At 70.4% G+C, this 25,737-nt stretch carries 26 protein-coding genes, 3 tRNA genes and 1 pseudogene; 15 read left to right on the plus strand and 15 right to left on the minus strand.

Annotation, left to right across the window (positions count from 1 at the left end; translation table 11 throughout):
• Positions 1–707 precede the first annotated feature (707 nt).
• A complete protein-coding gene (locus ACQP2X_RS41080) occupies positions 708–2,297 on the plus strand; it encodes an ABC transporter transmembrane domain-containing protein (RefSeq protein ID WP_498701173.1) in 1,590 nt (529 codons plus the stop codon).
• On the plus strand, positions 2,294–4,003 hold the full coding sequence (locus ACQP2X_RS41085) for an ABC transporter ATP-binding protein (RefSeq protein ID WP_498691176.1): 1,710 nt from the start codon (positions 2,294–2,296) through the stop codon (positions 4,001–4,003). Before ACQP2X_RS41080 ends, ACQP2X_RS41085 begins: the two co-directional genes overlap by 4 nt.
• Positions 4,004–4,132: 129 nt before the next feature.
• Here the strand turns inward: ACQP2X_RS41085 and ACQP2X_RS41090 are convergent, their stop codons facing one another.
• From ACQP2X_RS41090 to ACQP2X_RS41100, 3 genes and pseudogenes are all read right to left on the minus strand, one after another.
• Positions 4,133–4,714, minus strand: a complete 582-nt coding sequence (locus ACQP2X_RS41090; protein ID WP_498691177.1) for a TetR/AcrR family transcriptional regulator — start codon at positions 4,712–4,714, stop codon at positions 4,133–4,135.
• A 157-nt stretch (positions 4,715–4,871) separates the two neighbouring features.
• Positions 4,872–5,081, minus strand: a pseudogene (locus ACQP2X_RS41095) (hypothetical protein); the annotation flags it as partial.
• A gap of 5 nt (positions 5,082–5,086) precedes the next feature.
• Positions 5,087–6,268: a GNAT family N-acetyltransferase gene (locus ACQP2X_RS41100; protein WP_498691179.1), complete on the minus strand. Its 1,182-nt coding sequence runs from the start codon at positions 6,266–6,268 to the stop codon at positions 5,087–5,089.
• Positions 6,269–6,445: 177 nt separating this feature from the next.
• Here ACQP2X_RS41100 and ACQP2X_RS41105 point away from each other — a divergent pair.
• The 4 genes from ACQP2X_RS41105 to ACQP2X_RS41120 all read left to right on the plus strand — a co-directional run bounded on the left by ACQP2X_RS41105 (position 6,446) and on the right by ACQP2X_RS41120 (position 7,867).
• Positions 6,446–6,518 (plus strand) — tRNA-Gly (locus tag ACQP2X_RS41105).
• A gap of 38 nt (positions 6,519–6,556) precedes the next feature.
• Positions 6,557–6,627: transfer RNA gene (locus ACQP2X_RS41110), tRNA-Cys, on the plus strand.
• Positions 6,628–6,647: 20 nt separating this feature from the next.
• A tRNA-Val gene (locus ACQP2X_RS41115) sits at positions 6,648–6,719 on the plus strand.
• Positions 6,720–7,237: 518 nt separating this feature from the next.
• Positions 7,238–7,867, plus strand: coding sequence for a DUF5753 domain-containing protein (locus tag ACQP2X_RS41120; RefSeq protein ID WP_498691181.1), 630 nt, complete (start codon positions 7,238–7,240; stop codon positions 7,865–7,867).
• An 8-nt stretch (positions 7,868–7,875) separates the two neighbouring features.
• Here the strand turns inward: ACQP2X_RS41120 and ACQP2X_RS41125 are convergent, their stop codons facing one another.
• A complete protein-coding gene (locus ACQP2X_RS41125) occupies positions 7,876–8,079 on the minus strand; it encodes a DUF397 domain-containing protein (RefSeq protein ID WP_498691185.1) in 204 nt (67 codons plus the stop codon).
• Between the two features lie 290 nt (positions 8,080–8,369).
• On the opposite strand from ACQP2X_RS41125, the gene ACQP2X_RS41130 reads away from it, so the two are divergent.
• Complete coding sequence (locus ACQP2X_RS41130; RefSeq protein ID WP_498691187.1) at positions 8,370–9,263, plus strand: helix-turn-helix domain-containing protein; 894 nt, start codon at positions 8,370–8,372, stop codon at positions 9,261–9,263.
• On the opposite strand, the gene ACQP2X_RS41135 is transcribed toward ACQP2X_RS41130, so the two are convergent.
• The 3 genes from ACQP2X_RS41135 to ACQP2X_RS41145 form a co-directional block, all read right to left on the minus strand.
• Positions 9,190–9,729: a DUF6232 family protein gene (locus ACQP2X_RS41135; protein ID WP_498691190.1), complete on the minus strand. Its 540-nt coding sequence runs from the start codon at positions 9,727–9,729 to the stop codon at positions 9,190–9,192. The two genes, ACQP2X_RS41130 and ACQP2X_RS41135, sit on opposite strands and share 74 nt — an antisense overlap.
• 196 nt (positions 9,730–9,925) lie before the next feature.
• Complete coding sequence (locus tag ACQP2X_RS41140; RefSeq protein ID WP_498691192.1) at positions 9,926–10,663, minus strand: SDR family NAD(P)-dependent oxidoreductase; 738 nt, start codon at positions 10,661–10,663, stop codon at positions 9,926–9,928.
• Between the two features lie 2 nt (positions 10,664–10,665).
• A complete protein-coding gene (locus ACQP2X_RS41145; RefSeq protein WP_498691195.1) occupies positions 10,666–11,451 on the minus strand; it encodes a TIGR03620 family F420-dependent LLM class oxidoreductase in 786 nt (261 codons plus the stop codon).
• Between the two features lie 83 nt (positions 11,452–11,534).
• Between ACQP2X_RS41145 and ACQP2X_RS41150 the strand changes: the two genes are divergently transcribed.
• Positions 11,535–12,131 carry a TetR/AcrR family transcriptional regulator gene (locus ACQP2X_RS41150; RefSeq protein ID WP_498691197.1) on the plus strand — a complete coding sequence of 199 codons (597 nt, stop codon included), beginning with the start codon at positions 11,535–11,537 and terminating at the stop codon, positions 12,129–12,131.
• Here ACQP2X_RS41150 and ACQP2X_RS41155 read toward each other — a convergent pair.
• Both ACQP2X_RS41155 and ACQP2X_RS41160 read right to left on the minus strand, forming a co-directional pair.
• A complete protein-coding gene (locus tag ACQP2X_RS41155; protein WP_498691199.1) occupies positions 12,128–12,763 on the minus strand; it encodes an MDR/zinc-dependent alcohol dehydrogenase-like family protein in 636 nt (211 codons plus the stop codon). The genes ACQP2X_RS41150 and ACQP2X_RS41155 overlap by 4 nt on opposite strands.
• Entirely contained in the window at positions 12,670–13,011 is a 342-nt protein-coding gene (locus ACQP2X_RS41160) for an alcohol dehydrogenase catalytic domain-containing protein (RefSeq protein WP_498691200.1), read from the minus strand. The genes ACQP2X_RS41155 and ACQP2X_RS41160 overlap by 94 nt, the downstream gene beginning before the upstream one ends.
• Positions 13,012–13,115: 104 nt before the next feature.
• Between ACQP2X_RS41160 and ACQP2X_RS41165 the strand changes: the two genes are divergently transcribed.
• Positions 13,116–15,602 carry a helix-turn-helix transcriptional regulator gene (locus ACQP2X_RS41165; RefSeq protein ID WP_498691204.1) on the plus strand — a complete coding sequence of 829 codons (2,487 nt, stop codon included), beginning with the start codon at positions 13,116–13,118 and terminating at the stop codon, positions 15,600–15,602.
• Positions 15,603–15,641: 39 nt separating this feature from the next.
• Positions 15,642–16,481 carry an enoyl-CoA hydratase/isomerase family protein gene (locus tag ACQP2X_RS41170; RefSeq protein ID WP_498691206.1) on the plus strand — a complete coding sequence of 280 codons (840 nt, stop codon included), beginning with the start codon at positions 15,642–15,644 and terminating at the stop codon, positions 16,479–16,481.
• Here ACQP2X_RS41170 and ACQP2X_RS41175 read toward each other — a convergent pair.
• From ACQP2X_RS41175 to ACQP2X_RS41185, 3 genes are read right to left on the minus strand one after another with little or no spacing between them, the layout of a single operon-like run.
• Positions 16,450–17,178, minus strand: coding sequence for an FAD:protein FMN transferase (locus tag ACQP2X_RS41175; RefSeq protein WP_498701174.1), 729 nt, complete (start codon positions 17,176–17,178; stop codon positions 16,450–16,452). The genes ACQP2X_RS41170 and ACQP2X_RS41175 overlap by 32 nt on opposite strands.
• Positions 17,179–17,210: 32 nt before the next feature.
• A complete protein-coding gene (locus tag ACQP2X_RS41180; RefSeq protein ID WP_498691207.1) occupies positions 17,211–17,708 on the minus strand; it encodes an FMN-binding protein in 498 nt (165 codons plus the stop codon).
• 12 nt (positions 17,709–17,720) lie between these two features.
• Complete coding sequence (locus tag ACQP2X_RS41185; protein ID WP_498691209.1) at positions 17,721–19,319, minus strand: ferredoxin reductase family protein; 1,599 nt, start codon at positions 19,317–19,319, stop codon at positions 17,721–17,723.
• A 117-nt stretch (positions 19,320–19,436) separates the two neighbouring features.
• Here ACQP2X_RS41185 and cbiE point away from each other — a divergent pair, with 117 nt between their 5' ends.
• The 5 genes from cbiE to ACQP2X_RS41210 all read left to right on the plus strand — a co-directional run bounded on the left by cbiE (position 19,437) and on the right by ACQP2X_RS41210 (position 23,281).
• Entirely contained in the window at positions 19,437–20,651 is a 1,215-nt protein-coding gene (cbiE, locus tag ACQP2X_RS41190) for a precorrin-6y C5,15-methyltransferase (decarboxylating) subunit CbiE (RefSeq protein ID WP_498691211.1), read from the plus strand.
• A complete protein-coding gene (gene cobM, locus ACQP2X_RS41195; RefSeq protein WP_498691213.1) occupies positions 20,606–21,391 on the plus strand; it encodes a precorrin-4 C(11)-methyltransferase in 786 nt (261 codons plus the stop codon). The genes cbiE and cobM overlap by 46 nt, the downstream gene beginning before the upstream one ends.
• Entirely contained in the window at positions 21,376–22,101 is a 726-nt protein-coding gene (locus ACQP2X_RS41200) for a cobalt-precorrin-6A reductase (protein ID WP_498691214.1), read from the plus strand. Before cobM ends, ACQP2X_RS41200 begins: the two co-directional genes overlap by 16 nt.
• Positions 22,098–22,640, plus strand: a complete 543-nt coding sequence (locus ACQP2X_RS41205; RefSeq protein ID WP_498691216.1) for a hypothetical protein — start codon at positions 22,098–22,100, stop codon at positions 22,638–22,640. The genes ACQP2X_RS41200 and ACQP2X_RS41205 overlap by 4 nt, the downstream gene beginning before the upstream one ends.
• Positions 22,641–22,750: 110 nt before the next feature.
• Positions 22,751–23,281 carry a pentapeptide repeat-containing protein gene (locus tag ACQP2X_RS41210; protein WP_498691218.1) on the plus strand — a complete coding sequence of 177 codons (531 nt, stop codon included), beginning with the start codon at positions 22,751–22,753 and terminating at the stop codon, positions 23,279–23,281.
• Positions 23,282–23,284: 3 nt separating this feature from the next.
• On the opposite strand, the gene ACQP2X_RS41215 is transcribed toward ACQP2X_RS41210, so the two are convergent.
• The 3 genes from ACQP2X_RS41215 to ACQP2X_RS41225 are packed head-to-tail and all read right to left on the minus strand — an operon-like array spanning position 23,285 to position 25,676.
• Positions 23,285–23,857 (minus strand): hydrolase, encoded by a 573-nt coding sequence (locus ACQP2X_RS41215; protein ID WP_498691220.1) that lies wholly within the window; start codon positions 23,855–23,857, stop codon positions 23,285–23,287.
• Between the two features lie 11 nt (positions 23,858–23,868).
• Entirely contained in the window at positions 23,869–25,245 is a 1,377-nt protein-coding gene (locus ACQP2X_RS41220; protein ID WP_498691221.1) for an MFS transporter, read from the minus strand.
• Positions 25,242–25,676: a MarR family winged helix-turn-helix transcriptional regulator gene (locus ACQP2X_RS41225; protein ID WP_498691223.1), complete on the minus strand. Its 435-nt coding sequence runs from the start codon at positions 25,674–25,676 to the stop codon at positions 25,242–25,244. The genes ACQP2X_RS41220 and ACQP2X_RS41225 overlap by 4 nt, the downstream gene beginning before the upstream one ends.
• Positions 25,677–25,737 lie beyond the last annotated feature (61 nt).

The following is a 25,737-nucleotide window of genomic DNA, read 5'->3' on the forward strand; positions in this document are numbered from 1 at the left end:
AGTCCCCGGATTGATTGCGCGAAGACTCGTCGGCAGCATTGCTGGAATGGATGTGGCGCTCGGCAATCCGGTTGTCCGCAAGATCGCGATCGCGCTGGGCGTCGGCGTGGTCACTTTCGGAGTCACGAACCTGACTGATCAGCCGCTCGCGACGGTGCTGATCCTGACGATCCTGATCGGTGGCATGACCCTGCTTCGCCGACCAGGGATTCTGGAGCTCCGAGATCGGCGTCCGCTATCTCGAATGGCAGCGGCAGGCGATCGAACGGGGCGTCCGCGTCCGCCGCGTCTTCATCCTGGACGACGGCGAGGCGGCGGCCGACCGGGCGATCCAGCAAATCCTGCGCGAGCAGAAGGACGCCTCGAGCCTCCCGCCGGCGCGGAGACTTCTCATCCCCGACATCGTCCTTTTCGACCGGGAGCTGAGCTACGAGCTGACGCCCGGCTCGAAGTTCGGGGCCGACGCGGTGCCGTACTTCATCGCGACGAGGCTGGTGACCGACGCGGAGACGGTGGCCAAGCGCGTTCGCGTCTTCGAGGAACTGTGGACGTCCTCCCGCCCCGCGTGATCCAGCGCCACATCGACTGAAAACGGGCAGCGATCGAGGGTGCTCTGGGGCAGAGTGGCCGACGTGGACATACGGGGACCGGGACGGTTTTTGTGGTGGCTGGGGCGGGAGCACAAGGGACGGGTCGGGTTGGGGGCGATGTTCGGGTCGTTGTGGTTCGTGAGCCTGGCGACCACCCCGTACCTCATCTCGCAGGCCATCGACCGCGGGCTCGGCGCGCGGCAACCGGGCGCGCTGATCGGCTGGGTCGCGGCCGTCCTGGTCGTCGGTGTGGCCAGCGCGGTGCTGGGGATCATGCGGCACCGCAGCATGTCGAAGCTGCGGATGGCGGCCGCTCTGCGGACCGCCGACCTGGTCATGACCCATGCCACGCGGCTCGGCTCGGCGTTGCCGCGGCGCGTCACCGCGGGCGAGGTGGTCACCATCGGCATTTCGGATGTGTGGACCATCGGGCGGGCCATGAACGTCGGCGGTGTCGGGGTCGCGGCCACCTTGGCGTACATCGTGGTCGCGGTCCTTCTGTCCCGGACGGCGCCCTCGCTGGCGATCGTCGTGCTGGCCGGGGTGCCGGTGCTGGCTCTGTTCGTCGGGCCGTTGCTGCAACGCAGCCAGCGCGCCTCGCAGGGATATCGGCAGCGGCAGGGTGAGCTCAACGCCCGCCTGGTCGACGTGCTCGGCGGCCTGCGCATCCTCAACGGGCTCGGCGGCAAGGAGACCCATTTGCAGAGGTACGAACGTGAGTCCGGCCGCTTGAGACAGCAGGGCTACCGGGTCGGTGGCCCGTCGAGCTGGATCGGGGCGCTCGGCGACGGCCTGCCGGTCGTGTTCCTCGCCGTCGTCGTCTGGCTCGCGGCCCGGCTCGCGGCCGAGGGGCAGCTGACCGCGGGACAGCTGGTCGCGGTGTACGGATATACGGCCATGCTCGTGATCCCGGTCAACGTGCTGATCTTCTGCTCGTTCGACGTTACGCGGGGGCTGGTCGCGGCGCGGCGGGTGGTCAACTTCCTGCGCCTCCCGGCCGACGATCCGGCCGGCCGGGAGGCACCTCCGGGTCCGGCCGTGCTGCACGATCCGGAGTCCGGTGTGGTCGCCGAGCCGGGCCGGTTCACCGCGCTCGCCGGTTCCCGCCCGGCCGACGCGGCCGCGGTCATCGACCGGCTGGGGCGCTACGGGCCGACCGCGGCGACCTGGGGCGGCGTCCGGCTCGACGAGATCTCGCAGCCGTTGATCAGGCAGCGGATCCTGGTCACCGAGCCGAGCGCCGACCTGTTCGCGGGCGAGCTGCGTGAGGTGGTCGCCGGCCGGCACGAGCCGCACGAGCCGAAGGTGCGGGCCGCGATCGACACCGCTGTGGCCCACGACGTCGCCGACGATCTCGGCCGGCCGGTGGAGTGGGCCGGCCGCAACCTGTCCGGAGGGCAGCGCCAGCGCGTACGCCTGGCCCGCGCGGTCCACGCCGATCCGGAGATGCTGCTCGCGGCCGAGCCGACGTCGGCCGTCGACGCGCACACCGAGGCGGCCATCGCCGAACGTCTGGCCGAGGCGCGCGCGGGGCGGGGCACGGTCGTCGCCACCACGTCGCCGGTGCTGCTCGACAGGGCCGACGTGGTGCACTACCTGGTCGACGGGCGGGTGGCCGCCTCCGGCACCCACCGCGACCTGCTGGCCGGCGAGCCCGGATATCGCGCGCTGGTCACCCGCGTGTTCGGCGAGGAGGAGAACGAATGAGGCTTCCGGTCGCCGATCAGCGGACGGTGGCGCGGGCGGCGCTGCGCCTGATCGCGCTCGACCGGCGGTCCGTCGTGGTCATCCTCGCCCTCAACTCGCTGGTCGCGCTGGCCGGTGTCGCCGGCCCGTGGCTGCTCGGCCGCATCATCGACGAGGTCACGCGAGGCGGCGGGGTCGGCGCGGTCGACAAGCTGGCCGCGGCGGTCCTGGCCTGCGCGATCTTTCAAACCGTTCTTTCCCGGTACGCCTTGGCGATCGCCTACCGCTTCGGCGAACGCACCGCCGCCCGGATCCGCGAGAATTTCCTGCGCCGCTCGCTGGCCCTGCCCGCCTCGGTGGTGGAGCGGGTGCCGGCCGGCGACATCGCGGCCCGCGGCACCACCGACGTGGACGCGGTGGCCACCACGTTGCGCGACATCCTGCCCACCCTGCTGATCAGCTTCGTCCAGATCGTCTTCCTGGTGGCCGCGCTGCTGCTGCTCAACCCGCTGCTGGGGGTGATCGGCCTGATCGGGCTGTCCGGCATCTGGTTCTCGACCCGCTGGTATCTGAAGCGGGCCCGCCCGGCCTATCTCAAGGAGGGCGAGGCCAACTCGCAGCTGGCGGAGGAACTCGCGGCGACGACAGCCGGAGCCCGTACGATCGAAGCCTTTGACCTGGCGGAACGCCGCCTCGCGGCGGGCCGTGGGGCAATCGCCGAGACGCGCCGCACCCGCTTGGCCACGCTGAGCTTGCGGAGTTTCTTCTTTCCATCGGTCGAGATCTCGTACGCCCTGCCGAGCGTGCTGGTGCTGCTGGTGGGCGGCTTGCTCTACATAGACGGTCACGTCAGCCTGGGCACGGTCAGCGCGGCGGTGCTGTTCCTGAGGCAGCTGGTCGGCCCGCTCGACGCGATCACGATCTGGATCGAGCAGTTGCAGAGCAGCAGCGCGTCGTTCGCCCGGGTCGAGGGCCTGGCCGAGATTCCGGCGCCCCGGTTCGAGACGCGACTGCCCGAGGGCGACCGCATCGAGATCAAGGGCGTCCGGTACGCGTACGACAAGGGCCGTGACGTGCTGCATGACGTCGACCTGACGGTGCTGCCGGGTGAAAGGCTGGCGATAGTGGGCCTGTCGGGCGCGGGCAAGTCGACGCTGGGCCGCTTGATCGCCGGGGTGGACCGTCCGGGCGCGGGCTCGGTGACAGTGGGCGGGGTGGCGGTGGCGGAACTGCCGCCGGACGAGCTGCGCCGCCAGGTGGTGCTGGTGACACAGGAGCATCACGTCTTCCGGGAGACGCTGCGCGACAACTTGATGGTGGCGGCGCCGGACGAGGAGTTGCGCCGGGCACTGAAGACGGTGGGCGCCGACTGGGCCGACGACCTGGACCGTGACCTGGGCGAGGAGCCACCGGACGGCGCGCAGGCACAGCAGTTGGCGCTGGCCCGGGTGGTGCTGGCCGACCCGCACACGGTGATCCTGGACGAGGCGACGGCGCTGCTGGACCCGACGGCAGCCCGAACAGCGGAGCGGGCCCTGGCAGCGGTGCTGCACGAACGTACGGTGATCGCCATCGCCCACCGCCTCCAGACAGCACACGACGCCGACCGCGTGGTGGTGATGGACGACGGCCGCATCATCGAGGTAGGCACACACGACGAGCTGGTAGCAGCCGGCGGCCCCTACGCGGCGTTGTGGCACTCCTGGCACGGCCACGAGCCCGCCTAGCCCCTCAGACCTCGTAGCGCCGGCGTGAGATCGCCCAGCCTCACCACGACGCCGCCGGAGACCGCCCAGCCTCACGACGCCGGCGGGAGACCGCCCGGTCTCACGGCGCCGGCGGGAGACCGCCCGGTCTCACGGCGCCGGCATGAGGCCGTCGAGGGCGAGCTCGATGGCCTTCGCCGCATGCTCGACGGTGCCGCCCTGCCCGGCGGCGCCGTCGGTGATGATGCCCTCGGCCACGCCCTCCACCATCCCGAAGAAGAGGAGCAGGTCGGCCGGCACGAGGTCACGGCGCACGAAGCCCTGCTCCTGCGCCCGCTGCAACGGACCGGCCAGCAGCCCGACGATCTGGCGCAGGTACCGCCCTTGCACGGCCGGTTCCAGGCGGCGGGCCAAATGGACGAGCGGCCGCATGGCGACCTGCGAGCTCAAGACGGCACCGAGCAACGGCCGGAACGCGGCCGGCTGATGCCGGTTGGCGTCGACGCAAACTTCGAGGCGCTCCACCTGAAAGGCGATGACCCCTGAGGTCAGCGCATATCGGTCGGGAAAATGCCGGTAGAGGGTGGCCTGGCCGATACCCGCCCGACGGGCGATCTCCGGCATGCCCACGGTGCCCCGCCGCCCGGTCATGAGGTCGCTGGCCGCCTCGAGGATCGCCTGGCGGTTGCGCTGCGCGTCCCGGCGGCGCGGGGCCTGTACGCCGTAGATCAAGGCACACCCCTCTCCGAGATGACGAACGTTACTGGCAAGTAACGATAATGTCATGAAGTTCAATTTCTCGGAACAGGTTGTACCCAGTCCACACCGCGGTCCGCGCGTGACCTCAGTTCTGACCGCCCGCTCTCATCACCGCCTTTCGGGCACGCCATGCCAAGACCGAGCCGACCGACAAAGCGGACAGCACCGAACCGACCGACAGCCACGAACCGATCGACAGGATCGAGCCGAACGAGCCGACCGAACCCACCGACAACGCCGACCCGGTAGAGCCGATCGACAGCACCGAACCCTTCGAATAGACGCTCAGAACCGAGTCTTCGGACTTGTAGGACAGGATCGAACCCTTCCGCACACCCACCCCTCTCAGAAGTCCGCGCAGATGTACGGCATCTGCCGCGGGAACAAACTGCCCAGCGCCCCGACCGCCGCCCCGTCGACGCGCCCCAGACCGCGAACCACCACCTCGACCGGGTCGAGCACGCCGTAGAGCAACCCGCTGAACCCACCCACCGTCAACGTGGCCGACGGCTCCGACGTCCCCTTAGCCACCGACAACCGGCCACCCTCACCGGTCAGGCGCCAGACACCGCCCACGTGCTCGTCCTCGGGGATCTCGATCGTCACGTCACCGTCGCCGGCCGCCACGCCGGTCAGCGCCTCCATGTCGAGAACCCGCACCATCGCCCCGCCCCGGCGCGGATGATTCACCTGGCCCTCGGTGGTCACCGCGAAGTCGGTGCCCCACAACTCGGGCACCTCGTCGGCGCCGACCCGCACCACGACCCGCGACACCTGGTCGACATGCCGGCTGAAGAACTGCAGCAGCAGCGCCCGCCCCAGCGGCCCCGTGGCCAGCAGGTCGGACCCGGTCAGCTCACCGCCGTACCGATCGATCCGGTATTTCACGGCGCCCACCACCTCGCCACCCACGCGCGCGACGGCCACCCACTGCTTCTCCTCGCGGAACTCCGCACTGCGCACCGCGTCGAACACCGAGAACCCGTGACGCTCTCCGAGCAAACGGCGACTGAGTTCCTCGTACGCCTCATGGCCGTCCCACATCGAAAGCCGCTCGACCTCACCCGGCAGATCGGCCCGCACCAGATGGGTGAGCCCCTCCGGGGCGAAGCTGGCCGTGCGGTGACGGGGAATCCCGACGAACCCGAACCGCGCGTAGAAGCTGGGACGGAACGGATAGAGCGCGCTGACCGCGAACCCCTCCTGCCGCGACTGCCGCAAGAGCCTCGTCAGCAGCTCACGGACGATGCCGCGCCGCCGCGCCGCCGGATGGGACGCCACCGACGCCACGCCGGCCATGTCGAGCACATGCCCCCGCACGTTCTGCCGCATACGAAGAGCCGCCGCGCAGGCCAGCGCCTCCCCGTCCTCCTCGGCGACCATGCTGATGGTCGACTCGAAGAACGGCATCCGCCTCCGATAGGCGGCCACCTCCTCCTCCGGCCACGGCGACGGCATGAACGCATAGGTCTGAAGAGGGAACATGGTCGCCGTGCGCTCCGCCGCGCTGATCTGCCGGAAGTCCATGGACCCATCCAACACCGGAGGGCCGTACGTCCGCTGCCCTGTTTCCCGGCCTGTGGATAACCCGGAAACACCTGGTGAACGAGCTGCCACGACGCGCCGGGGTACCCCGGTTTGGCAAGGCGCCCGGGTACCCGCTAATGTTTCATCCGTCGCCGGGACAACGGCCCGGACAGACAAGCGGACGTAGCGCAGCTGGTAGCGCATCACCTTGCCAAGGTGAGGGTCGCGGGTTCGAATCCCGTCGTCCGCTCGGAGAAGGCCTTCACAGGACACGTGCAGGGCTGGCTCGGTGGAGTGGCCGAGAGGCGAGGCAACGGCCTGCAAAGCCGTGTACACGGGTTCAAATCCCGTCTCCACCTCGCAGTTTGCAATACCCGAAGGGCGATTGGCGCAGCGGGAGCGCGCTTCCTTGACACGGAAGAGGTCACTGGTTCGATCCCAGTATCGCCCACGAGACGGCAGGCGGTCCCTGCTCGCGGAAAGCGCGAGCCGGGGCCGTCTCGTCATATCTGCTCCGGGGGCCGAGCCCCCGGAAGCCCCGCGTTGCGATGGGCACGCGGCGACTGGCGGTCACGCTCTTTGCTGGGCCTGGCGGCCCGCGATGCGATGGGCACGCGGCGACTGACGGTCACGCTCTTTGCTGGGCCTGGCGGGCCGCGATGCTATGGGTGCGGCGGGACTGACGGGCACGGTCTCTGCTGAGCCTGGCAGCGATGGGGGCGGCGAATCCGCCTTTCACCGCCGGCGGTCCTTCTTCTGCGCCTTGAAATTTGAAGCGACCGCTCCCGGTTGGGGTTGGCGGAGGTGGTCCCGCCGGAGTGTGATGTGTTGTGGCGAAATGGACAAATGGCTGAGACGCGGTGTGTTTGGGGTCGACTCGGGGTGGGGGGTTCGCTAAGGTCCCAAGCCGTCATAACGAAATCTGCAAAGCGCAGACAGCCACCGGCAGACCGGTCTAGGCTGATTCGGATGAGGGGCCTGACGATGAATCGGACCGGCGACGCGACCACTTCATGGGGGCAAGCTGCCCTTGACGAGCTGCTGAAGCGCGAAGCGGAGTCGGTTCAGATCCACCTCATGCAGACCAACTGGGTGCCGGGGCTGTTCCAGGTCGAGGGCTATGCGGCCGGGATGATCGGGGGGATCCTCTCGCTCGACCCGGGCGACCAGGAGCTCGCCGACCGGGTCCGGAGGCGGATGAAACGGGCCGCGGGCCTGGCCGAGCGGCTCGAGGGCGACGAGCCGCCGCGGGTCTCGGTGCTGATCGACGAGGGAGCGCTGCGACGCCTCGTCGGTGACCGCGAGACCATGCGCAAGCAGCTTGCCCATCTGAGCGACGTCGCGAAGCTGCCCACTGTCGACCTGGGCATCGTTCCGTTCGGCGCCGGTGCCTATCCGGGGCTCGCCGGGCCGTTCGAGGTGCACCGCGACGCGCAAGGCGACGAAGCCGTCTATTTCGAGACCACCGACGAGAGCCGGATCGTGCTGGACGAAGCCGAAGCCGAGCGGCGCCGCGTGGCCATGGAGTCGATGATGGCGTCAGCCGTCTCCGGCGACGACGCGCGGTCCTTGCTGGAGACGATCAGCCGCGAACTGTGACCGCCATATCACTTGTCGGCGGGGCCGGCCTCCATGAGAGACGCGACAAAGGCACGGAACGTCGCTCGGTCGAAGGTCAATACCGGGCCGGAACGATCCTTGGAATCGCGCATGTGGACCTGGCCGGTTTCCTCGTCGAGCGCGACCTCCACACAGTTGGCCCCACCGCTTCTCGAACTCGTTCGCCAGTTGAGTTCGCGCCTGTCTGTCATCGCGCCTCCCGCGTAGACCAGCAAGAACCCGCGCGTAGGACGATCTGCAGTTGCGCGAGGTCTCGGCCGCAGCGCGGCTGCCGGTGTTTGCCGCGCGCGTGGGCGAAGGCTCCATCGTTGGAGCCAGCCGATCACTTACAGTACCCGAGATTCAGCTTTGTGGATAAGCGGACGGAGTCCCGTGCCGGACACCGCGCCGACGGGAAACGCATTGCGATAGACTCGCGCGAATATGCATTCCGCAGTTTGCATCCGGCGGTTTGCGACCGGAGAGGACGAACGGGGTGGCGGTGACTAGTTCCGGTTCGGAGCCGGCTGAGATCGGCCCGATCGTCGCTCGGGAACTGGTCCGGGCTCGCCTCAAGAACCTGCGGGAGGCGAGCGAGCTCAGCGCGGCGACCGTGGCCCAGCACACCGGCTGGTCGGTGTCCAAACTCAACCGGATCGAGAACGGCGAGGTCACCGTCCAGCCGTTCGAGCTTCGCGCCCTGCTGGCCTACTACGCTGTCGAGGACGAGGACGAGGTGACGGCGCTCGCCCGGCTGTCCCAGGCGTCCCGCACCCGGCAGTGGTACAGCAAGCACCGCCTTGAGGGTGCCTTCCAGCGTTTCGTCGCCTACGAGTACGAGGCGTCGGTCATCAACATCTGGCAGCTGTTGTTCTTCCCCGGACTTCTGCAGACCGAGGAGTACGCCCGCGAGATCACAGCCCTGTCCATGCGCCGCAGCCCCGACCACGATGAGGTGCGCTCGCGAGTGCGGCTGCGGATGGACCGGCAGGAGGCGTTCCTCGGGCGCCTGACCCGGCCGAATCCTCCGCGGATCGTCGCGGTGATCGACGAGTCGGTGCTGAGACGGCCGGTGGGCGGGCCCGACTGTCTGCGGCGGCAGCTCGACCATCTGCTCGAGCTGGCGGAGAACACCGACGTCTACACCATCGGCATCACCCCGCTCGATCTCGTTCACCATTCCGGCCTGGGTGGCACCTTCGAGCTTCTGCAGTTCGACGCGTCCGACCACGACGATGTTCTCTACGTCGAGGCCGCCGCCGGCGCGTCGTCGCTGCAGATGAGCCGGACCCCGCTGTTCCGCGACATCGTGCAGGACATGCTCACCTACGGCCGGACCGGCGAGGACGCGATCGAGATGTTGCGGGCAGCTCGGGCCGACCTGACACGGCCGTGAGCTCGGTGACGGCGGGCCACGTCGGCGTCTCCCGCGCCTCGACCGCCCGGAGGACGGCCCGTCGCACCTGATCGAACCTCTGGTGGTCGTTGGTGCTGTAGAGCGTGACGACGCGGCCGCGATGCACGGCCACCAGCGCCATCCACGTCGGCTGGTTCCGGCTCTCGACCGCCGCCGCGACCCCGGCGCCGCCGGCGGCGACGACTCCGGCGGCGAGCAGGGAGACCGCGCCGAAGGCGGCGGCCAGCGGCACGGCCAGCGCCATTTCGACGCCGCCGGCGAACAGCGCGATTTTGAACGGGAGATGGGTCTCCTCGTATTCGCGACAGATGTGGCTCAGGTCGCTGACGAGGAAACGCCCCTGGTCGGTGTCGACGCGCCGACTGGTCACAACGATGCCGGGGCCGGGGTAGTAGACGACTTCCGGACCGGGTCGGGAAGCCGGGGATACGGACTGATGTGCCATGGCGACCTCCTACCGCCATGGTCGCCGATCGATGCGCAGTCAGCAACCATCACACGTAAAGCTGCTGACTGCGTACCTCAATCTGCGGATTGCAGATAACTGTTATCCACCGATTTGCTGGCACTTGACGGGCTCTTCGTCCTGGCTTGTCGCTTTCTCCGCGAGCAGCACCGGCGAGGGGACTGCGTCGTGCAGGTCAGACCTGGCTCGCGCCGCCGTCGACGTAGATCTCGGAACCCGTCACGTAGGCGCTGGCCGGGGAAGCCAGGTACAGGACCGTGTCGGCGATCTCGTCGGGGGTGCCCAGGCGGGCCATCGGGACGCCGGAGGCCAGCCCCTTCAGGAGCTGAGCGGCGTCCTCGGGGGTGCCGGCCAGGCCGGACAGGCCGGGGGTGTTGATCGGGCCGGGGGCGATGGCGTTGACCCGGATCTTGCGGTCCACCAGCTCGGCCGCCCAGCTGCGGGTGAAGGAGCGCAGGGCCGCCTTCGAGGCCGCGTAGACGCTGAACGCGGGGGCCGCCTTCACGTCGATGTTGGAGCTCGTGATGATGACCGACGCGCCCTCGTTCAGATGCGGGAGGGCCTTCTGGACCGTGAAGATGGTGCCGCCCACGTTCGTGTTGAACGTGGTCGCGTAGTGGTCCCACGTGATGTCGGCCAGCGCCGAGAACTCGCCGCCGCCCGCGTTGGCGTACACGATGTCGAGGCCTTGGCCGCGCTCGGCGATGGCCGCGTACACGCGGTCGAGGTCGTCGGGGTTGGCCACGTCGGCCTGGATGGCGGTGAAGCCGTCGCCGAACTCGTCCAGGGCCTCCTTGCGGCGGCCGGTCACGAAGACGTGCGCGCCTTCGGCGGCCAGGCGGCGGGCCGAGGCGAGGCCAATGCCCGCGGTGGCGCCGGTGACGAGGGCGGTCTTGCCGTCGAGCTGTCCCATGATCAGTTCTCCTTCAGAACGGAAGCGAAAGTGGGGGTCTGTGATCCGAGCACGTGGAGGGCCACGTGGTCGGCGCCGGCGTCCAGGTGGGAGCGGACGCGGTCGGCGATGTCGGACGTGCTGCCGTGGGCGACGAGGGCGTCGATGAGGCGGTCGCTGCCGCCGGGCACGAGGTCGTCGTCGGTGAAGCCGAGGCGGCGCAGGTTGTTGCGATACGCCGGGAAGCCGATGAACATGCCGACCTGGGCCCGGGCCAGCGCCCGCGACTCGGCCGGCGGCAGGCCCACGACCACGGCCTGGTGGGGTGCGATCAGCGGCCCCTGGCCGACGCGAGCACGCTCCTTGGCCACATAGGACGGCGTGACCAGGAACGGGTGCCAACCGGCGGTGCGGGTGACGGCCAGGTCGACCATCTTCGGGCCCAGCGCGCCCAGCAGCAGGCGCTCGGCCGGGATCTCCAGCTGGTCGAGGTAGCGGCTCATCGACGTGATCGGGTTGCCGTAGTCCTGGCCGCGGGCGGCCGCGCCGGCCGCGTTCCCGATGCCGAGGCCGACCAGGAGCCGGTCGGCGTGGGCCGCGTAGAAGTCCGACAGCTTGCGGCGCGTCTGGCCCCAGATGTTCAGCACACCCGTGGCGACCGTGCTCGCCGGCGCGGCGGCCAGCAGCCGGGCCACGGTGCCGAGGGCGCCGGAACCGTCGAGGCCGGGTGTCCAGAACGTGTCCCAGCCGAGTTTCTCGAGCTCCGCCACGTCGCGGAACTTCATGCTCCAGAGTCCTGCCTGCTTCATCGGGCCACCTCCTCCTTATTTCTGTATCGCTCGGTATGGAATGACAGTAGCCCACTTCTGTACCGAGCGGTAGACTGATCGGTGTGACGGTGAAGACAAAGGGACGGCCGCGGGGCTTCGACGCCGACGAGGCGCTCGATCGCGCCATCGAGGTCTTTTGGGAGCACGGCTACGAGGGCGCCTCGCTCACCGACCTCACGACCGCGATGGGCATCAACCGGCCGAGCATGTACGCCGCGTACGGCAACAAGGAGGAGCTGTTCCGCCGGGCCGTCGCCCGCTACGCGGAGCACGACATGGCGTACGCCCGGGAAGCCCTGGCCGAACCCACGGCGTACAAGGTGATCGAGAAGTTTCTCCGGGCGAACGCCGACGCGCTCACCCGGACCGACCGCCCGGCCGGATGTCTGTCGATCCAGGGCGGCCTGGCCGGTGGCAGCGACAACGGCGAAGTGGCGCAGTTCCTGGCCACGAGCCGGCTGGGCGGCGAGCGCGCCCTGGCCGAGCGGCTGGCCCGCGCGGTCACCGAGGGCGACCTGCCCGCCGGCACCGATCCGGCGGCCCTGGCCCGTTATGTCATGACGGTCAGCGAGGGCAACGCGGTGCACGCCGCCGCCGGGGTCGACCGGGCGAGCCTGTACGCCACGGTCGACCTGGCGATGCGGGCGGTGCCGAGCTAGATCTCGAGCAGGGCCTTGGCCCGCAGCGAGCCCGATTCCAGCTTGCGGTGCACGTCGGCGGCCTCGGCGAGCGGAACCACCACCTGCGACTGGAGCGACAGCTCACCGGAGGCCAGGCGGCTCATCGCCTCGCGCAGGGCCGGAACGACTCCCTCGGGGACGACGTCGGAGAGCTTCACGCCGAGCCCGGGGCCGCGCGGGTCCGAGAGCGTGACGACGCGCGACGGGCCACCGGCGAGCGAGATGGCGGCGGGCAGGTCGCTCCGGCCCGAGGCATCGAGCACCGCGTCCACTTTGCCGGACAAATGGTGGTAGTCGAGCGGAGTGGCCCCGAATCCGCGTACAAGATCGAAGTCAGAGGCACGAACGGCGCCAAGGACCTGTACGCCACGGGCCACCGCGATCTGAGTCGCGACGCGCCCGACCGACCCGGCCGCGCCCAGCACCAGCAGGGTCTCCCCCGAGCTCACGGCGAGCTGGTCGAGAACCCGTACGGCGGCCTCGCCCGAAGCCGGCAGCGCCGCGGCGTCGGCCCAGCTCACCGAGGCCGGCTTGGGCACCCAGAAGTCGGCGACGGCAAGGGCGGCGTAGCCGCCGAGACGCGGCAGGAAAACCGCGACCTCGTCACCCACCGCGATGTCCTGAATGCTGTGGCGACGCTCTCGACCACCCCGGCCGCCTCGAAGCCGAGGACCGTGCCCGGGCCGCCGGGAAAGACACCCTTGAGATGCCCGGCCCGGATGGCCAGATCGGTCGGGCCGACGGCGGCGTAACGCACCGTCACCCTGATCTGCTCGTCGCCCGGTGCGGGCACGTCGGTCCCGGCGAGCCGCAACACGTCCGGCGGCCCGTAGTCGTCCATCACAACTGCCCTGGTCATAGGCCGAGCGTAGGTCGGCCGGGAACGATCGGGCGGATGCCGGGACACGGTTGCGTCATCAGTGAGTCACGTGACGGATCACGGTGATCGGCTATTTTTCGATGGTGTCAGATCTGATCGGCCGCGACGGCGAATTACAGCAGCTCACGGCGCTGACCGGTCAAGCTCTGGTGCTGACCGGGCCGCCCGGCATCGGCAAGTCGGCGTTGCTGGCGCATGCCGCGCGAGCCGAGGGGTGGCGGGTGCTCACCGTAACCGGTGTGCCCGTGGAGAGCCAGATCTCCTTCGCCGGTCTGGAGCGGATGCTGCGCAGCGTGATGCCGATCGACGAGGTGCTGGCCGATCGGGACGCCTACCGGGTCGCTCTGGCCGTGCTCGACCGGCTCGGCTCCGGGACGCTGCTGGTGGCCGACGACGCCCAGTGGCTCGACGAGGAGAGCTGGCAGGCGCTGGCGTACGTGGGACGCCGGCTCGCCGGTCAGAACCTGGCCCTGCTGTTCGGCATGCGCGACGGCGCCGAGACCAGGCGGCGGCTCCGCGGCTCCGGCCTGCGGGAGTTGCCGATCGGCCCGGTGAGCCCCGAGGCGGCGGCTCGCATCGTCGCGCCCGGCCTGACCGAGGCGGACCGCGCCCGCATCGTCGACGAGGCGGCCGGCAACCCGCTCGGGCTGCGGGACCCCGCACGACTGGCCGAGGCCTACCGGGCCCTCCTGTCCGACCTGCCACCGCCGGCCCGGCGGCTGCTGGAAGTGGCGGCGGTCGACGACCACACCGACGTCGACGAGATCCTCCGGGCCACCGGGCTGTCGCTCAGCGACCTTCAACCGGCCCTCGACGCGCGCCTGGCCTCGCTCGACGGCCGCACCCTGCGGCTGACCCGCCCGGTGGAACCGGCCGACCGGCGCGGCGCCCACGCCGCCCTGGCCGCGGTGATCGACGACCCCGAGCGGCGGACCTGGCATCTCTGTTTCGCCGCGACCGGTCCGGACGACGAGCTGGCGGCGGCCATGCAGCGCGTGGCCCGGGTGCGCGGCACCGCGGCGGCCTGGGAGCGGGCGGCCGAACTGACCACCGACCCGGGACGGCGGGCCTACCGGTACCTGCGCGCCGTGAACACGGCCTTCGACGCCGGCGAGACGGCGACCGTACGCCGGATCTCGCCCCTCATCGACGACCGGGCGCTCAGCCGGCCCGAGCGCCTGTGGCTGAACTGGGCCAACGCCGGCACCGGGGGCGACATCGAGGTCACCAACATCCGCCTGCTCACCCACCTCGAGGCGGCCGAGCGGTCGCTGGCCGTGGGCGACGTCGACGACGCCTTCGAGGTCCTGCGCGGGGTCGTGCTCCAGCTCTACTTCACGCCGCTGTCGGCCGAGGTGCGGTCCACGGTCGTCGAGTTCGTGCGGCGTACGGGCCTGGGCGCCGACCATCCGCGCATCGCCACCCTGCTGGCCCTGGCCGTGCCGCTGGAGTACGGCAAGGAGGTGGTGGCGGCGCTGCCGCAGTTCGTGGCCGCGCCCCTTCCCGACCACCAGCTGGCCTGGGCCGCGCTGGCCGTGGGCGCGCTCGGCCCGGCCAAGACGCTGGCCGCCGACGCGGTCACCGCCAGCCGGTCGCAGCGAAGGGTCGGCCTGCTCACCCAGGCCCTGGTCACCGAGGCCTGGGTCGGCGTGTTCGCCAAGGACGCCCACCGGATCGAGGGCGCCGCGGCCGAGGCGGTCCGGCTCGCGGCCGAGACCGGCCAGCCCCGCTGGGCCGTCGTGGCCCGGCTCGCCCAGGGCATGACGGCCGCCCTGCGCGGCGAGCAGGCCCGGGCCGAGGAGATCGCCGACGGCGCCGTGCGGGCGCTACTGCCCAGCGGCGCCCACGGCATGATCTGCCTCTGCCAGTTCGTCCGGGGCCACGCGGCGCTCGCCGCCGGCCACGGCGCGGCCGCCTTCGACCACCTGCTGCGGCTGTTCGACACCGGCGACATCGCCTATCACCCGACCGTGCGGTTCTGGGCGGTCGGCTCGCTGGCCGAGGCGGCGGTCATGGCCGGGCGGGCCGCGCGGTTCGAGGCCCTGCTGGGTGGTCTCGAGGACGAGGAGGCGGCCACCGGGTCGCCGGCGCTGACCCGCGGGCTCGTCTACGCCAAGGCGCTGCTGCGGCTGCAACGCTCGACGGCCGACTACGTGCCGGGCGACATCGCGGCCGTGCTGCCGGCGCATCCCTTCGACAAGGCCCGGGCCGATCACGCGTACGGGTCGGCGCTGCGCCGCGACCGCCAGTACGTCCGCGCCCGCCCCTACCTGCGGGCGGCGGCCAGCCTCTTCGAGGCGCTGGGCACGACGGCCTGGGCCGACCGGTCACGTCAGGAGCTGCGGGCGACCGGCGAGACCGTACGGCGTACGGACGACCGACTGACGGCGCAGGAGGCCCAGATCGCGGCCCTGGCCGCGCAGGGCCTGACCAACAAGGAGATCGGCGGACGCCTGTTCCTGTCCCCGCGCACGGTCGGCACCCACCTGTACCGCATCTTCCCCAAGCTCGGCATCACGTCACGCGGCGAGCTGGCCGCCGCCCTGGAGACGGACGACCAGGGAGTCTGACGGGTCTTCGCCGGTCGCTCCACCAGCAGGCTGAGCCCCATGGAACAGTTCCGCGTCACCAAGGTCCAACCCTCGTACTGGCGGGTCACGTTCGGCAACGGGACCACCAATCTGATCGACCCCGACACCGTCGAGCAGCTGGCCGCGCTGATCACCGAGATCGAGGACGACCCGGCGCTGACGGTCGTCGTCTTCCGCAGCGAGACCCCCGGCTACTTCATGGCCCACTGGGATTTCCTCTCCGACACCCGCCGCGTCGCCGCCATGCAGCCGGGCCCCACGGGCTTTCACCCCTACCTCGACAATTTCGTACGGCTGAGCCGGCTCCCGATCGCCACGATCTCGGAGATCCGGGGCCGCACACGAGGCGCGGGAAGCGAATTCGTCCTGGCCACCGACATCCGCTTCGCCTCCGAACAGGCGGTCTTCGGCCAGTTCGAGGTCGGCGTCGGCGCGGTGCCCGGCGGCGGTGCGATGGCCCGTCTGGCCCGCCTGACCGGCCGGGGCCGGGCCCTGGAGATCCTCCTCGGCGGCGACGACATCCCGGCCGAGCTGGCCGCCGACTACGGCTACGTCAACCGGGTCGTCGCCGACACCGAGATCGAGGACTTCACCGACCGTTTCGCCCGCCGGATCGCCGCCTTCGACAAGGTCGCCGTCAAGGGCATCAAGAAGCTGGTCGACGTGGCCACCCTGCCACCCGAGGCCGAGCTCGGCGAGGGCTTGACGTCGTACTTCGCGACGGCCGGCCGCCCCGAACACCGCCCGTTCGTCCAGTTACTCTTCACGAACGGCCTGCAGCAGCCGGACGGCATCGAACGCGACTTGGGCACCGCGATCAGCGACCTCAGACAGCAGCCGGGAGGTTGGCCGAGCTGAAGGCGCGGCCGTCGTCGGTCACTACGGCTGAGTCGTAGCCGGCGGGGGCCTGTTTGGCCAGCCAGGCGATGCCGGGCTCGCCCATGGCCAGGGCGGCCGTGGCGTAGGCGTCGGCCAGGGCCAGGTCGGGGCCGACCACGGTGACCGAGCGCAGGCCGCGGGCCGGCTTGCCGGTGCGGGGGTTGACGACGTGGTCGCCGCGCTCGTAGGTGCCCGAGGTCGCCACCGCGCCGTCGGTCAGGGCCAGCACCCAGCTGACCTTGTCGGCCTCCCACGGGTGGCGGATGCCGACCCGCCACGGGCCGCCGTCGGGGTGGTGGCCGCGCATCCGGATGTCGCCCCCGGCGTTGATGTAGTGGCTGGCCGAGCCCTTGGCCAGCAGCCGCGCGGAGGCGACCTCGACCGACCAGCCCTTCACATAGCCCGACGGGTCGAGCGGTCCCGTGGCGTACGCGTCGAAGTAACCGTCCGTGTCGCGCCACAGGTCGGCGCAGGCGTCGAGGACGTGGCGCATGTCGGGTGACAGCTCGGCGTGGGTGATCTCTTTCCGGCGGAAGCGGCACACCTCACTGTCCGCTTTATACGTGCTAAAACGGGCATCGACCTCGTGCAGCCAGCCGCAGACGTCCGCGATCAGGGCGCGGAGCTCGTCGTCGGGACGATCGGGGGTCAGTTCGATGCTGACCGTCGTACCCATCACATGCTCGACGTGGCGCACAGAGCGTGACCCTACGCCTTTGCGGCGTCCAGCGCTGCCTGGAGGGACTCGGCGTACGACTTGCTCGTGTAGGTGGCACCGGAGACGGCGGCCACGTCCTTCGCGGTCTTGGCGCCGAGGGTCTCCTGCTTGAGGGCGGCCACCGCGGGCGGGTTGATGGTGGCGCTGTCGGCCGTCGTCGGATAGGTGGCGTCGGCGCCGGTGATCTCGCCGTCCTCGATGCGGATGGAGACCTGGACCGTGCCGTACGGGTTGGTGGCGCCCTTGCCCTTGTAGACGCCGTCCTTCAAACCGGACTTGGGCTTGGCCGCTTCGGTAGCTTTGCCGGATTTGTTGCCAGAAGCGGTGGCGGACGGCTTGGGCTTGGCCGGTGTGGGCGTACCACCGGCCAGGTCGACGGCGGGCGGGGCGGCGACCGGGGCCTCCGGCGGCTGCACACTCAGCCGGACCCCGATGATCAGTGCCGCACCGGTCAGGGTGCCGACGGCTGCCGCGGTACTACGTCGCATCGGAAGAACTCCTCAGAACTCGAACGGGTCCAGGTGCAGCTGACTGTCGGGCACGTCCAGCTCGCGCAGGGTCGCCACGGCCGCACCGACCAGGCCGGGCGGGCCGCACAGATAGACGTCGCGACGGCTCACGTCCGGCACCAGGCCGAGCAGGCCGTCCGGGGTGAACAGCCTCTTGGGGCCGGGATCGTTGCGGGAGCCGACGATGTAGCGGACCCAGGCATCGCGCTGCTCGGCCAGGTCTTCCAGCTCGCCGCGGAAGACGAGCTCGTCCGGGCGCGACGCCCGGTAGATCACGATCGTGTCCGGCGGCATGTCCTCGAGCAGGGCCCGGATCGGCGCGATGCCGCTGCCACCGGCGATCAGCAGGGCCCGGCGGCGCGTACGGCGCTGGGCCGTGAACACCCCGAACGGCCCCTCGGCCCAGATCGGCGTGCCCGGCTTCATCGTGGCCAGGCGTGACGTGTGGCCGCCGACGGCGGTCACGGTGAGCCGCAGCCACTGCGAGTTCGGCGCCGCCGACAGCGAGAACGGGTGCGACTGCCACCAGCCGTTGCGGGTCAGGAAGCGCCACCGCATGAACTGGCCGGCCTGCGCCGGCAGCTTCTCCAGGTTCTTGCCACCGATGTAGACCGAGAACGTGCCCGAGGCCTCACCGACCACCTCGGCCACCTCGAAGCGGTGCCGCACGTTCAGCCAGAGCGGCTCGATCAGGCGGCCCCAGATCAGCGCCGAGATGACCAGCGCGCCCAGGCCGGGCCAGAACACCGAGGCGAAGCGGCCGCTGAGGTCGGCCCCGGTGGCGACCTGATGGCCGTACCCCAGAAGAAGCACTAAATAGCCGGAAAGATGGATCAAATGCCACAGCTCGTACGGCAACTTGGCGCGGGCCGCCCGGATCGAGATCAGGCTGATCAGCACGAGCAGGCCGGTCGCGACCGTGGCGCTGATCATCTCGGGGAAGGTGGTGATGATCGTCCAGCCCTGGTCGATCACGCCGGCGTCGCCGGTGAGCGCGTAGCCGTAGACGATGAAGACGACGTGGGCCAGCACGAAGACGACGAGCGAGGTGCCGAGCCAGCGGTGCCAGCGCAGCAGGTCACGCGCGCCGACCCACTCCTCGAGCCAGGAGACGCGGCTCATCATGAGCAGCTGGACGAAGAGCAGATAGCCGCCGATCAGCCCGGTGATCCGGCCCGCCGCGAGCATCAGCGTCGGCGTGTCGTTGACCGCGCCCGGCTGGGTGTCGAAGACCCAGAGCGCGACGCTGGTGGCGAGCCCGGAGAAGAAGAGGAGGACGGTGAGCAGGCGGTTGCCGGAGACGGCCTCGGCCGGCGGGCGCTCGTCGTCCATCGGCGGCTGCACCGAGCCGCTGGTCTTCCAGCCGGTGGGGTCGGTCTGCGACTCGATCAGGATGTCGCTGCGGCGGAACTCGTCGTCGGGCAGCCAGTTGTCGACCTCCCGCACGCCGTAGCCACCGGACAGGCGCGGGTCGTCGTCCTGGGCGCCCCAGGGGTCGTCCGCCTCGGGCACGCCACGCAGACCGGCGAAGTACTGCTCGTCCTCGTCCGGCGCGTAGCGCTGTTGGAACGTGGGGGGTCCCTGCGCCATAGTCCTCACCCGTTCAGCGGTCCGACAAGCCGTCGGGGGGTTGTACGCACCCGGCGCGGGCATCGCTCAACCGGATCCGGAAAATCTCGCCAGGTGGGGCCGCGATAGGTTCGGCGCATGCGCGACGGCAACCCCGACCTGGTCACTGTGGTCGGCATCGGCGCCGGCGGGTGGGACGACCTTTCCCGTACGTCCCGGAGCGCGCTCACCGAAGCCAAGGTGATCCTGGGCAGCTCGCGCCAGTTGGACCTGCTCCCCTCCGAGGTGGCGGCCACCCGTGTCGCATGGCCGTCTCCGCTGGTACCGGCCCTGCCGGGCCTGTTCGAGGAGCACGCGGGCCCGGGGGTGTGCGTGCTGGCGAGCGGCGACCCGATGTTCCACGGGATCGGGGCGACGCTGGTGCGGTTGCTGGGGGCTTCCCGCGTACGCGTTCTGCCCCACCCGTCGTCGGTGTCGCTGGCCGCGGCCCGCATGGGGTGGCCGCTGGCCGCGGTGGAGGTCGTGAGCCTGGTCACGGACCCGGTGGACGTGGTGCGGCGGGCCCTGAACCCCGGACGGAAGATCCTGGTCCTGTCGAGGGACGCCTCCACCCCGTCCGCCGTGGCCGAGCTGCTGTCATCCGCGGGATTCTCAGAGGCCACACTCACCGTGCTGTCTCAACTCGGCGGCCCCGCCGAAACCATCGTCGCGCTCCCCTTCTCGAACATTTCCGACATTTCGGTTATCGATGCGTTGAACGTGGTCGCGATCGACTGCGGTGACGGGCCGGCGACGTCTCTGGCGCCTGGGTTGCCGGATGCGTCGTACGTCTCGGATGGCCAGCTCACCAAGCGCGAGATCCGGGCGGTGACCATGTCGGTCCTGGCCCCGGCGCCCGGCGGCCTCCTGTGGGATGTGGGAGCGGGCTCAGGGTCGATCGGGATCGAATGGATGCGGAGCCATCCGTCGTGCCGGGCCATCGCCATCGAGTCGCACGATGCGCGGGTGTCGACGATTACGACAAATGCCGCCTCGCTGGGTGTGCCTGGGCTGCGCGTGGTTCACGGAAGCGCTCCGGCCGCGCTGGAAGGGCTGCCGGCGCCGGACACGATCTTCATCGGGGGCGGGCTGACCCGCGACGGGGTGCTCGGCGCGTGCCTGGCGGCACTGAAGCCGGGCGGCCGCCTGGTGGCGAACGCGGTGACCGTCGAGTCGGAGGCGTTCCTGGCCGCGGCGTACGCCGAGCACGGCGGCGAGATGACCCGGGTGGCGATCAATCGGGCGTCGCCGGTGGGCGGCTTCACGGGATGGAGAGCAATGATGCCGGTGACGATCTGGTCGGTGACCCGATGATCCATTTCATCGGCGCCGGTCCGGGCGCGGCCGACCTCATCACCGTACGAGGGCAGCGGTTGATCGAGGCTTCGCCCGTGTGCCTTTACGCGGGCAGCCTGGTCCCGCCGGAGCTGCTGGAGGCGTGCCCGCCCGGCACCCGCAAGGTCGACACGGCGAACCTGAACCTCGACCAGATCATCGAGGAGATGGTCACCGCCCACACGGCCGGCCAGGACGTGGCCCGCCTGCACTCGGGCGACCCGTCGGTGTTCAGCGCGGTGGCCGAGCAGATGCGCCGCCTCGACGCGGCCGGCATCCCGTACGACGTGGTTCCGGGCGTACCCGCCTTCGCCGCGGCCGCGGCCTCACTGGCCCGCGAGCTGACGGTCCCGTCGGTGGCGCAGACCGTCATCCTGACCCGGACGGCCGAACGAGCCACCGCCATGCCCCCGGGCGAGGACCTGCGCTCGCTGAGCGCCAGCCGCTCCACAATGGTCCTGCACCTGGCCGTCCAGCGCATCGAGGCCGTCGTGGCCGACCTGATCCCGTCATACGGCCCCGACTGCCCGGTGGCGGTGGTGGCCCGGGCCAGCCGCCCCGACGAGGAAATCCTGCGCGGCACCCTGTCCGGCATAGCGGCCCAGGTGAAGGAGGCCGGCATCAGGCGCACCGCGGTGATCGTCGTGGGTCCCGCCCTGACCGCCGCCCAGTTCCCCGACAGCCACCTCTACTCCACGACAAGATGCCGAGAGTCCTGATCCTCGGCGGCACCACCGAGGCCCGGGCCCTGGCCGCCACCCTGCATCCCGCGCACACCGTGATCACGTCGCTGGCGGGGCGGACCTCGGCCCCCCTCCTGCCTCCGGGCGAGGTCCGGATCGGCGGCTTCGGCGGTGTAGACGGACTGATCGCTTATCTACGGACATCGAGGATCGACGTCCTGGTCGACGCCACTCACCCTTTCGCCGCCGGCATCAGCGCGAACGCCGCCGCGGCCGCCGAGGCCACCGGCGTGCCACTGATCGCCCTGCGCCGCCCCGGCTGGACGGAAGGCCCGGGCGACGACTGGCACCGCGTACCCGATCTCCCCGGCGCCGCCGCCCTGCTCCCCCGGCTGGGCCGCCGGGTCTTCCTGACCACCGGCCGCCAGGGCATAGCCGCCTTCGCCGACGTGGACGCCTGGTTCCTGGCCCGCTCGGTGGAGCCGCCGACACCACCCATGCCCGCGCGCCTGGATGTTCTGCTCGACCGCGGTCCCTTCACGTTGGAGAGCGAGCGCCGCCTGCTCACCGCACACCGGATCGACGTCCTGGTCACCAAGGACAGCGGCGGCCCGGACGCCAAGCTCGCCGCCGCCCGCGAGCACGGCATCCCGGTCGTGATGGTGGACCGCCCACCACCACCGGCCGGAGTGCCCAGCACCGCCTCGGCCGAGGAGGTGCGGCGCTACGTCACTATGCGGTTGTGACCGACCGAGAGTCGCCGGGCCCTGACCGGATGTCGCACGAACGGCTTCCGCCGCTGCGATGGCCGTGGATCCTGTCCGATCGCGGCATCCTCACCTTCACCCTGCTGGTGGCGGCCGTCGGAGTCGCCGGCCTCACGACGATGCTGCTCATCGCCGACGACGTCACGGGCGTCGACAAGGCGAAGCTCCAGATCGACGCCATCAAGTACGGCTTGGGCATCGCGGCCGCCGGGGGCGCCGCCGCCGCGCTGCTTCTGGGCGTACGCCGCCAGCGTCTGTCCGAGCACACCCACGAGCTCGAGCTCCGCCGTCAGGAGCACACCGAGTTCGACGCCTCCCAGCGGCGGATCACCGAGATGTACACCCAGGCGGTCGAACAGATCGGCCACGCCGACGCCGCCGTCCGGCTGGGCGGCCTCTACGCCTTGGAACGTGTCGCCCAGAACAACCCCACCCAACGGCAGACCGTCGTGAACGTCATCTGCGCCTACCTCCGCATGCCCTATGTCCCGGCTGGCCCGGCATCCGCCTCGACCTGAGCAACGCCCACCTCGTCGACTGGACCTTCGCGCACGGTCATCCCGACACCGCGACCTTCACCGGAGCGACCTTCGCCGGGCTCACCGTTTTCGCGGATTCGACGTTCACCATGACGTCCTTCGCCACGACGACGTTCGAGGGCGACGCTGATTTCGGCCGTACGACCTTCAGCAGCCCCGCGGTTTTCGCCGAGGCGCGCTTTCTCGGCGCGGCACGGTTCACCGACGCGGTGTTCGATGCCGAGGCGGATTTCCGGAGGATCTCGGTGACCGGATCGGCCTCGTTCGCCGATGCCGCCTTCGCCTCTCGCGCCGAGTTCAGCCAGGCGGCCTTCGCCGGATTCGCCGACTTCCAGTCCGCCTCCTTCGAGGGCTGGGCCAGCTTTCCGGGCGCGGAGTTCGCCGACGCCACGTTCCGCGATGCCCGGTTCGGCGGGCCGGCCTCGTTCAAGGAGGCGACGTTCGCGGGGCGGGTGACATTCCGAACGGCTACGTTCGAGGAGCAGGTGACCTTCCGGCATTCCCGTTTCCCGCGGGAGGAGCCGTCCATCTTCTCCGGCGCTCAGGTTCGCCAGCCGGACGCCCTTCACGTGTGGCCGCCCGGCTGGCGCTTCGATGGGGAGATCCGGCCGGAGCCTTGAGTCTCACGCCGCCAGAAGGTCGAGGATCTCGGCCGTGGTGCCGGTCTCGGCCAGGCGGGGGAAGATCTTCTCGATGCTGTTGCGGTGGGTGCCGGGGTCGAGGTCGGTCACCGCGTCGGTGGCGATGGTGACCTGGTAGTTGTGCTCGTGGGCGGCGCGGGCCGTCGACTCGACGCCGATGCTGGTGGCGATGCCGGTGATGACGACCTGGGTGATGCCGCGGCGGCGGAGCTGAAGGTCCAGGTCGGTTCCGTAGAAGGCGCCCCAGTTGCGCTTGGTGACGATGATGTCGTCGCCGGTGGTGAGGTCGTCGACGATCTGGTCCCAGCCCTCGGGGCGGGGGCTCGACGGGCGGGAGGCGTCGGTGCGGGCGCGCAGGGAGTCAGTGCCGTCGGGGTGGCCGGTCACGTGGACCAGGATCACGGGGAGGCCGTGTGCGCGGAACGCCGATGCCAGCGCAGCCGTGCGGGCGACCACGTCGGCCGCCGGGTGCGGGGTGACCGGGGCCGCGACGATGCCGCGCTGCAGGTCGACGACCACGAGCGCGGTCTTCGGGTCGAGGGTGGTGACGGGCATGGTGGTGCCTTTCAGGAGGGGGAACCGGAGCCGGCGCGCGACAAGGAGCGGTCGGCCAGGACGAGGATCAGCATCAGGACGGCCACGACGGTCAGGAAGATCGCCAGGCCGTGCAGGCCGGCCGTGTCGGCCCCGTGCTTGAAGGAGATGCCGGTGGCGGCCGACGAGACCATCGCGCCGAGATAACTGAACGTGCGCAGCAGGCCCGACGCGGCGCCGATGCGTGACGGGTCGGCCTGGTAGTAGAGCGCGTTCTGATTGGCGAGGTTGTTCAGTCCCTGCGGAAGCCCGCAGATCAGCGTCAGCAGCACCGGCAGCCAGAGCGGGCTGCCCGCGTTGAGGGTGAGCATCAGGACGCTCACCACGAGCTGCCCCAGACCGCCGACGATCAATTTCTGCCGGTACGCCTTCCGGCGCCCCGTGACACTCGAGATGACGATGGCGAACAGGGACATGGGCAGCAGGACCAGACCGGCGTGTGAGGCGCTGAGCCCTCGTCCCGCCTCGAGCCACTGCGTGAAGCCGTACAAAATGGCGTATGAAGCTGTTTGAGCGAGCAGAGCACGCACATAAGTCGCCATCAACGGGCCGTTGCCACCGAAGACGCGCAGATCGAGGAAAGGGTCGGTGGCGCGCAGCTCACGCCAGGCGAAACCGCCCGCGCAGAGGGCCATGACGGCCAGCAGCCAGAGGTCGTTCAGGGCCGGGTCCATCAGATAGAGCATCAGCGCCGTCAAGGTGCCGGCGAAAAGCCCGATGCCCAGGAAATCGAGCCGGGTGGCCGGCGCGGCACCGGTGAAACGCGGCAGGCGGAGCAGGCCGAAGACGATGCAGGCGAGTGCCAGCGGAATGTTGACCGCGAAGATCGAACGCCATCCGCCCAGGCCGATGAGCAGACCGCCGAAGGTCGGCCCGATCACGATGATGGTCTGAGCCGAGACGGCGAGCGCGGTGAGGACGCCGCCGGGGCTGTCCTTTCCCGTACGGCGTGACTCGCTCCTGATCAGAAACATGGCGGCCGGATATCCGGCGCAGGTGCCGAGCCCGAGAAGGACGCGCGAAACGATGAGCACGCCCAGATTCGGGGCGAGAAGGCCGAGTACGCCGGCTGTTCCGACCAGGGCGCTGCCGGCGAGATAAAGATGGCGCGGGCCGTATCGGTCGACGAGCTTTCCGACGACCGGCTGGCCGGTGGCGGTGGCCAGGTAAAGGGCCGAGACGAGCCAGGCCGTCTCGGAGGGAAGGGCGCCGAGGGCGAGCCCGATCGGCACGAGAGCCACCGCGATCATCGAGGAGTTGATCGGGTTGAGCACCGAGCCGAGCACCATCGGCACGATCAGGCGCCGATCGAAAGCGGTCTCGGCCTTGCCGGCAGTGGCGACGGTCATCGATCGGCCAGACGATCGAGCAGCGCGAGCGCCGCGATGATCGTCTGGCGTTCGTCCTCGGTGAAGTCGTCGGCCAGGGCGCGGGCCATCCACTCCTCGCGCGCTTGGCGGGAGACGCTGATGCGCTCACGGCCGAGCGCGCTCAGGGAGATCAGTTGCTTGCGCCCGTCGGCCGGATCGGGCGTTCGGGTGATGAGGCCGGCCTGCTCGATCGCCGCGATGGTGGCCGCCATCGACTGGGGGCGCACCTGCTCGGCCGCGGCCAGCGCCGACGACGAGGCCGGGCCGCCCTGGAGCCGGCTCAGCACGGAGGTCTGCGACGGCGTGAGCTCGTCGAGCTTGGCGACCTCACGAAGCCGCCGCCGCAGCCGGCTGAAAACCACCCGCACCTCGGTCGCGGCGTGGGCGGCCGACTCGGGGATGTCTGTCACGGCTCCCACCCTAATGTCTTCAGTTCAGACTGACAAGTTTGACCTGAAGACATTTCCGGCA

The sequence above is a fragment of the Actinoplanes sp. CA-131856 genome, from assembly GCF_050956135.1.
GTDB lineage: Bacteria > Actinomycetota > Actinomycetes > Mycobacteriales > Micromonosporaceae > Actinoplanes.